Consider the following 7,190-nt stretch of genomic DNA (forward strand, 5'->3'; position numbering starts at 1 on the left):
AAAGTCCGGTTCCGAGAAAAACCGCAAAAACGTCAAACCCCTTTGCGGCAGATTCTTCCGCCGGCCGGCACCGGTTCCCCGGCGGTCCGTTGGCACGCGCCCTGCCCCGCAAGGATTCGCCGAATCCTTTCAACCCCCACCGGGAGCACGCCCATGGCCAGCAGCCGCACACTCGAAAAACAGGCATCCATCCATGCAGAGCAGGACCGCCGCGACCAGCGCAAGAAACGCGCCCCCGCCGCGAAGAAGCGCCCGCCCCAGACCGGTGCGCGGGCCCAGCCCACGAAAATGCCCGAACAGCACCTCGATGCGGACGACCAGGAGTCTGATCTGGAACTTCGCCCTCGGTTCCTGGCGCCCGACTACCTGGGCAGCCAGAAGCTGCAGGGACAGGCGGCGCTGATCACCGGCGGCGACTCCGGCATCGGCCGGGCGGTGGCGGTGCTTTTCGCGCGCGAGGGCGCCGACGTGGCGATCGCCTACCTCTCGTCCTCGGAAGACGCCGAGGAAACCCGGCGCCATGTGGAGGAAGAAGGCCGGCAATGCCTGGTGCTGCAGGGCGACGTGAAGGACCCGGCCTGGTGCGAGGCAGCGGTGAACGAAACCGTGAAGGCTTTCGGCAGGCTGGACATCCTGGTGAACAACGCGGCGTTCCAGAAGCACGCCGAATCCATCGAGGACATCGACGACGAGCGGCTGAAGGAAACCTGGGACACCAACCTGGGCGGCTACTTCCGCATGACACGCGCCGCCCTGCCCCACCTGAAGGAAGGCGCCTGCATCATCAACACCGGCTCGGTCACCGGGCTGCGCGGCAGCGCCCACCTGCTGGACTACGCCGCCACCAAAGGGGCCATCCACGCCTTCACCAAGTCGCTGGCGAGCAACCTGCTGCCGCGCGGCATCCGGGTCAACGCCGTCGCGCCCGGCCCGGTCTGGACCCCGCTCAACCCGCGCGATCAGCCGGCCGGGAAAGTGAAGGATTTCGGGGAAAAGACCGACTTCCAGCGCGCCGCCCAGCCCGAGGAGCTTTCGCCGGCCTACGTCTTTCTGGCCTCGCCCTGCTGCTCGGGCTACATCACCGGCGTGGTCCTGCCCGTCACCGGCAGCGTGGACGCGATCTGAGCGCGGCCGTCAGGGTGGGGCGGCCACCGGCGCTTCGGCGACGACCAGCTCTTCCCGGCGCTGGTCGATCTCGCCCTCCAGCCGCGCCCAGTCCAAGGCCCTGCTGTCCAGCCCGGGAAAGAGATGGGCCTCTTCCCATTTCATGTGCCCAAGCGCGCGCAGGCACAGGTCCGTGAACCGCTGGGCATGCTGGTCGTCGTCGGGCTTGAGCGTGCGCAAGGGATTGATCTGCGCGTGCAGTTCGGCGTGCTCGCGCTCGGCCGCCGCCAACAGCCCTGCGTCCGCCACGGCGGCTTCGCGCAGCGCGGGGTACAGCAGCCCCTGCTCCAGGGCGGCATGCACGGTCAGTTCGTCCAGCACGTGAGCCACCAGGGCGCCGCGCTCCAGGGCGGCCGTCTGCGGATCCAGCTCCTGGAACCGGCGGTGGGCCTGTTTCACGCGCAGGTGATCCCCCTTGAGTCCGTCCACGATGTGGCGGCGGGCGGCGTCCGAGATCTCGGCGGGCGTGGCATCGGATCGCATGGGCGTCTCCTTGCGGAAGGGCTTCAAAAAAGCCGGGAGGGGCGTTGGCCTCTCCCGGCTTCAGGCGCCAGCGGCGTCAGCTGTTGTCCTTGTTCTGCTTGCCCGACGGCGGTGACCCGCTCTCGTTCTTGCCCGTGCCGGCGGTCTGCTGGCGGCTGGAACGCCAGGTGGAGAACTCGTCGGAGAACTTCTTGAAGCGGTCCTGGCGCCACTGGTTGTAGTCGTCGTCCAGTGCGCGCATCTGCTCACGGCGCCATTGGCTGTAGTCCGGGTCGAACTGCTGCTCCTGCGGGTCGCCTCGACCGCTGTAGCCGGACTGCGAGCCGCTGTAGCTGCTGCCCATGCCACCGCCGTACCCTCCGGGGCCGGCGTAACCGGCACCCCGGTAGTCGCGGTCCAGGCCGCTGGGCCGGTTGAAGCGCTCGCGCTGCTCCTGGCCGTAGCGGTCGTCGTCGTTGTCGCGCAGCCCGTACTGGCCGTACCGAGGCGCGTCACCGCGGTATGGGCCGGAGCCGCCGGGGCCGTAGCGGTCGTCCTGGTCGCGCTGACCGTACCCGCCCTGGCCGTACGACGTGTCCTCATCGCGGAAACTGCCAAGGTCGCGTTGTTGTTCGCGGCGCCAGTCGCTGCCGCCCTGCCAGGCGTCATCGCGACCCCGACCGTGGTCGCCCTGCGGTTGGCGCGGCGACTCGTACCCGCCGCCTTGCTGGCGGTTTTGCGAGCTGAAAGCCTCTTGCTGGTAACCGCCCCGCTGGCGGTTCCGGTTGTCCTGTTGTGCCATGGGTGTGTCCTTTCAATGATCGGATGCATGAAACGGATGCGGGCGCCGTTCGCCGGCCCTCGGCATCCACGGCTGGTTGGGCAAAACGCGTTCCCGCTGTGGGTGCCGCGACGCGCGCGCCGGCACCGGGCACGCTGTTTGCCCCAGGCGCAGGTCGCCACCCCAAGCCCACGCCACCATGAGCCTGTCCTTCCCCGCCCCACCCGTCCCCGCGCACGTGGCCCATGCCCACGAACTGGTGCGCCGCCTGGGCGAACCCCTGCTCGGCGGCAACCACGCCGAGGTGCTCGGCGATGCGAGGGCGGCGCGCGCCGCGCTCGTGGAGACGCTGATCGGCGCGCGCGACCACATCAACCTGGACGCCGCCCTGCTCGAGGTGGGCGAAGCGCAGGACGGCCTGCTCCATCGGCTGGTGGCGCTGTGCCGGCAGGGCGTGCGTGTGCAGGTGCTGGCCGCCAACCCGCGCCAGGAAGCCGAGCTGGGCCCGCTGCGCCGGGCCGGCGCCACCGTGCGCACACTCGAACGGCCCGGCGGCCTCAGCGGCTGGGTGGCGCAGCGCTTCCAGTCCATGCAGCGGCAGCTGGCGGTGGTGGATGGCCGCACGGCCTGGTGCGGCCCGGGCTCGCCATCCACCGGCGCGGGGGCTCAGGGCCCGCACCTGCGCGTGCGCGGCCCCATCGTCCAGCGCGTGCAGCGGCTCTTCCTGGACGGCTGGAAGACCGCCGAACCCCGCCTGCCCGCGCCGCCGCCGCAGCACTTTCCGCCCATCGCGCTCGCGGGGCGCCAGCGCATGGGCATCGCCACGCGCGCGGGATCGGCGCAGCCCGCCCCGGCCGCCGGCTGCCCGCTCATCGGTGCCGTGGAAACGGCGCGCTTCAGCGTCTTCATCGCCCTGGCGCGGCGCGCGCCCTCGCGCCGGTTGGTGCAGGCCATCGCTGGCGCGGCCGGCCGGGGCGTCAATGTGTCGGTGCTGCTGCAGCACGGCGGCGCGCCCCACGCCTGGCCCTGGCGCGCGAGCTGCGCCGAACTCATGCGGGCCGGCGCCTGGCTGTACCAGGCGGACGGCAGCCAGCCCCTGCCAGCGCACAGCACCGTGGACGGCGTGTGGTCCAGTGTGGCGATCGACGGCGGCTCGGGCTGGCACAGCGGCGACGTGATCGATGCGGCGCAGCTGCTCGTGCTCGATGCGGCGTTCGCGAGCGAACTCGACGACGTCTGCCAGGCGGCCATGGCGCACGCCCTGCTGCTCGATGCCCATTCCCTGGCCGGCCCGGCGCCCTTGCGCCGTTGGTTCGGCCCCACGGCCCCGGCGCGGGCACCGGTGGCCGATCACAGCAGCCTCACGTCGGTCGGCCGCCCCGTCGAAGGGCCGGGCCTGAGTCCTTGACGCCCTGGCGGCCCTGGGCGCCGCCGCGCCGCGCCGCGGCCTCGCTCCAGGCGTAGGCCGGCAGCGCCAGGGCGAGCGGCAGCAGGTAGTAGGCCGCGCGGTAGGCCAGCACCACCGCGAGCACCTCGGTGGCGGGCAACACGCCGCCGAGCGTGGCCACGAACACCGCCTCCAGAACCCCCAGGCCGGCCGGCACGTGCGTGATCACGCCGGCCACGGCGGCCATCAGCAGCGCACCCAGCACGAGGGCGAAATCGACCCGCCCCTCGAACAGCACCCACACGATGGTGCCCATCAGCAGCCAGTTCGCGCCGCCGGCCAGCGCCTGCACCAGGGCCAGGCGGCCGCCGGGCAGCGCCAGTTCGTGCTCGCGCCACTTCAGCGTGCGGGGGCGCGAGACCGCGCACAGCACCAGGTAGGCCAACGCCAGCGCCACCATCGCCGCGCCGAGGGCGCGCAGCACGGTGTCGCCCGGCGCCCACCCACCCGGCAACGTGGGCGGCGACCACAGCAGCACACCCCCGCTCACCCACAGGTAGCCCAGCCAGTTGGTCGTCATGCTCAGCGCGATCACCTTGGCCACCGTGGCCGCGGCCACGCCCCAGCGCGTGTACAGGCGCAGCCGCATCGCGAAGCCGCCCACCAGCGCGCCGAAGTTGAGGTTGAAGGCGTAGCTGATGGCCGCCGTGCCCAGCGTGCGCGGCACCGACAGGCCGTGCCGCGTCAGGTGGCGCCCCACCAGGTCGAAGCCGGCGTAGACCCCGTAGCTCAGCGCCGCGAGGCCGGCCGCCAGCGCCAGCCGCCCCGCCGACAGCTGCCGCAGCGACACCCACACCTGCGGCCAGTCCACCGCGCGGGCCTGCTGCGCCACCAGGGCCAGCACCAGCGCGGCCAGGGCCCACGGCGCGATCCGTTTCGTCCACCGCCAGAGGCGCTGCCGTGCAGGGCTCACGGAAGCACCTTCGTCCTGCGGACCGCGGGGCGAGCTTGCCTGGGGGCGGCCCTGCGCTGCGCTCATGAAGGATCCGGGTCGACGGTCATGGCCACCACGCGCGGCTCGCGCGCCGTGGTCTGCCGGGTCCAGTCCGGGAAGCGCCTCAGCGCGTGGAACACCACCATGCTGCGCACCGCGATCCAGGCCGACCGCAGCCGGCTCGGCGTGGGCAGCTCCACGCGCTGGCAGCAGGTCTGCAGCAGCTCGTCGATGCGCCCGCAGAGGTGGCGCGCGAAGGCCTCGTCGCGCACGATCACGTTGGCCTCCAGGTTCAGGCTCAGGCTGGTGGGGTCGAGGTTGCTGGAACCCACGGTGGCCCAGAGGTTGTCCACCACCGCCACCTTGCCGTGCAGCGGGCGTTCGTTGTACTCGTAGATGTTGATGCCCGCGCGCATCAGGTGGCGGTACAGCAGCTCGCTCGCGCGCTTGACCCACAGCATGTCGGGACGGCCCTGCAGGAAGAGATCCACCTGCACCCCGCGCCGGGCCGCGCGGCGCAGGTCGCGCAGGAAGCGGTAACCGGGGAAGAAATAGGCGTTGGCGATCAGGATGCGGTGGCGCGCGCTGCGGATCGCCGCGCGGTAGTGGCGTTCGATGTCGCTGCGGTGTTCGTTGTTGTCGCGCGTGACGAAAGCGGCGAGCGCGCCTTCACCCGTCACCTCGGCCACGCCTTTGCGGCGCAGGCTCGAGCGCCAGCGCCGCAGCCATTGCCCCCGCGCGGGCTGGGGCGACTCGACGTTGGCGCGGCAGAAGGCCTGGATCTGGCCCACGAGCGGGCCTTCGATCTGCACCGCGTAATCCTGCTTGGAGAGTTCGCCGAACTCCATCAGATGGTCGATGGAGTAGTTGATGCCGCCGACGAAGGCGATCCTGCCATCCACCACCACGATCTTGTGGTGCATGCGGCGCAGCAGGTTGACGCGCGCGCCCAGCACGCGCTGCACCGGCTCGAAGGCGCGCAAGTGCACCCCGGCCTCGAGCAGCGGCTGCGTGAACGAGGCCGGCAGATCCGGCGAGCCCCAGCCGTCCACCAGCACATGCACCTGCGCTCCGCGCCGCGCGGCGCTCAGGAGCGCCTCGTGCAGCTGGCGGCCCACCTTGTCGTCGAACAGGATGAAGGTCTCCAGCAGCACTTCCTTTTCGGCGTTGGCGATCGCCTCGAACACGGGCGGGTAATAGCCTTCGCCGTTCTCCAGCAGCGTGATCCGGTTGCCGGGCACCCAATGCGAGTTCATGGCGCGGTCTCCAGGTGGATTTCAGCGGCCAGCGGTGCGTGGTCGGACAGCCGCGCCCAGGGACGCCGCGGCATGGGAACGGGCAAGGCGCGTGCCACCCCACGCACGTAGATGCGGTCCAGCCGCAGCACCGGAAAGCCCGACGGGAAGCTGCGCGCGTGCTGGCCATGCGCGTGGCGGAACACCTCGCGCAGGCCGCTGGGCGCCAGCAGCCCGTCGGCGCGCAGGCGCCAGTCGTTGAAGTCGCCGGCCACCACCAGCGGCGAGTCCGGCGGCACATAGCGGCTCACGATGTCGCAGATCATGCCCAGCTGCTGGCGCCGGTGCGATTCGCGCAGCCCCAGGTGCGCGCACATCACGTGCATGTCGGGCCCCAGGCCCGGCACATCGAGCACACAGTGCAGCATGCCGCGTGGCTCGAAACCGTTGATCGACAGGTCGTGGTTCTCGCTGTGCAGCACCGGAAAGCGCGACATCACCGCGTTGCCGTGGTCCAGCCCCTCGGCCACGGCGTTGCGGCCGTAGGCGTGCTGCGGCCAGATCTCGTCGGCCAGGAACTCGTACTGCGCGGCGCTGGACCCGTTGCCGCCTTTCACCTCCTGCAGAAAGACGATGTCGCTGCCCATGGCGCGCACCGCTTCCCGCAGCCCGTGCAGCACGGAACGGGTGTTGAAGACGTCATAGCCCTTGTGGATGTTCACGGTGAGTACCTGCATGAGCCATGCTAGGCAGGGCACCGCGCCGCCCTCTGTCAGACAAACGCGCATTCGCGCGCAGGCGGCCACCGCTTCGCACCAAGCCGGGGCGGCGCTGCGGCGCCGAATGCACCTGCCGGCATCGGTTCGCCCTCGTTTTGGTGCACCGCCCCGGCCGAACCCCACGCAAACCGCTGGCACGCTTTCTGCTCACACCCCAAGCGCAAGAAGAGCGATCTGGGGTCCGCCCCGAGACAGCTCGGCACTCAGGTGCACTAGGGTTCCGACCACGAGATGGCTCGTGGTGTCTGGTCCGAGAGTGTGCCGGCCTCATCGCAGGCTCCACGGAGGGACAAAAGCCCGGGAGAACGATCACAGATCGGTTCTTCCTGCGCGTCCCACCAACCCATGGAGTCCTCTGATGAACAGCACCGCCCTCCCTGCATCCCCC

General features: G+C 71.0%; 7 protein-coding genes and 1 riboswitch. Of the genes, 2 read left to right on the top strand and 5 right to left on the bottom strand.

What is annotated here, in order from left to right:
- Positions 1-153 precede the first annotated feature (153 nt).
- The gene (locus tag AC3WPZ_RS22750) at positions 154-1,125 is read left to right on the top strand and encodes an SDR family oxidoreductase (RefSeq protein WP_382323715.1); all 972 of its coding nucleotides are present in this window, start codon (positions 154-156) and stop codon (positions 1,123-1,125) included.
- A gap of 9 nt (positions 1,126-1,134) precedes the next feature.
- Here the strand turns inward: AC3WPZ_RS22750 and AC3WPZ_RS22755 are convergent, their stop codons facing one another.
- Positions 1,135-1,647: a hemerythrin domain-containing protein gene (locus AC3WPZ_RS22755; RefSeq protein WP_492441687.1), complete on the bottom strand. Its 513-nt coding sequence runs from the start codon at positions 1,645-1,647 to the stop codon at positions 1,135-1,137.
- 76 nt (positions 1,648-1,723) lie between these two features.
- Positions 1,724-2,428 (bottom strand): hypothetical protein, encoded by a 705-nt coding sequence (locus tag AC3WPZ_RS22760; RefSeq protein ID WP_382323713.1) that lies wholly within the window; start codon positions 2,426-2,428, stop codon positions 1,724-1,726.
- Between the two features lie 178 nt (positions 2,429-2,606).
- Between AC3WPZ_RS22760 and AC3WPZ_RS22765 the strand changes: the two genes are divergently transcribed.
- Entirely contained in the window at positions 2,607-3,815 is a 1,209-nt protein-coding gene (locus AC3WPZ_RS22765) for a phospholipase D-like domain-containing protein (RefSeq protein WP_492441689.1), read from the top strand.
- On the opposite strand, the gene AC3WPZ_RS22770 is transcribed toward AC3WPZ_RS22765, so the two are convergent.
- Genes AC3WPZ_RS22770 through AC3WPZ_RS22780 form a run of 3 tightly spaced genes read right to left on the bottom strand, consistent with a single transcriptional unit; the run spans position 3,769 to position 6,760 of the window.
- Positions 3,769-4,833 (bottom strand): lysylphosphatidylglycerol synthase domain-containing protein, encoded by a 1,065-nt coding sequence (locus AC3WPZ_RS22770; protein WP_492441691.1) that lies wholly within the window; start codon positions 4,831-4,833, stop codon positions 3,769-3,771. The two genes, AC3WPZ_RS22765 and AC3WPZ_RS22770, sit on opposite strands and share 47 nt — an antisense overlap.
- On the bottom strand, positions 4,830-6,044 hold the full coding sequence (clsB, locus tag AC3WPZ_RS22775; protein WP_382159707.1) for a cardiolipin synthase ClsB: 1,215 nt from the start codon (positions 6,042-6,044) through the stop codon (positions 4,830-4,832). Before clsB ends, AC3WPZ_RS22770 begins: the two co-directional genes overlap by 4 nt.
- Positions 6,041-6,760, bottom strand: coding sequence for an endonuclease/exonuclease/phosphatase family protein (locus tag AC3WPZ_RS22780; protein WP_382323709.1), 720 nt, complete (start codon positions 6,758-6,760; stop codon positions 6,041-6,043). The genes clsB and AC3WPZ_RS22780 overlap by 4 nt, the downstream gene beginning before the upstream one ends.
- Before the next feature lie 243 nt (positions 6,761-7,003).
- Positions 7,004-7,108: riboswitch (guanidine-I (ykkC/yxkD leader) on the top strand.
- The last annotated feature ends 82 nt before the right edge of the window (positions 7,109-7,190 follow it).

The organism is Hydrogenophaga sp. FW305-3-2-15-A-LB1 (assembly GCF_058787875.1).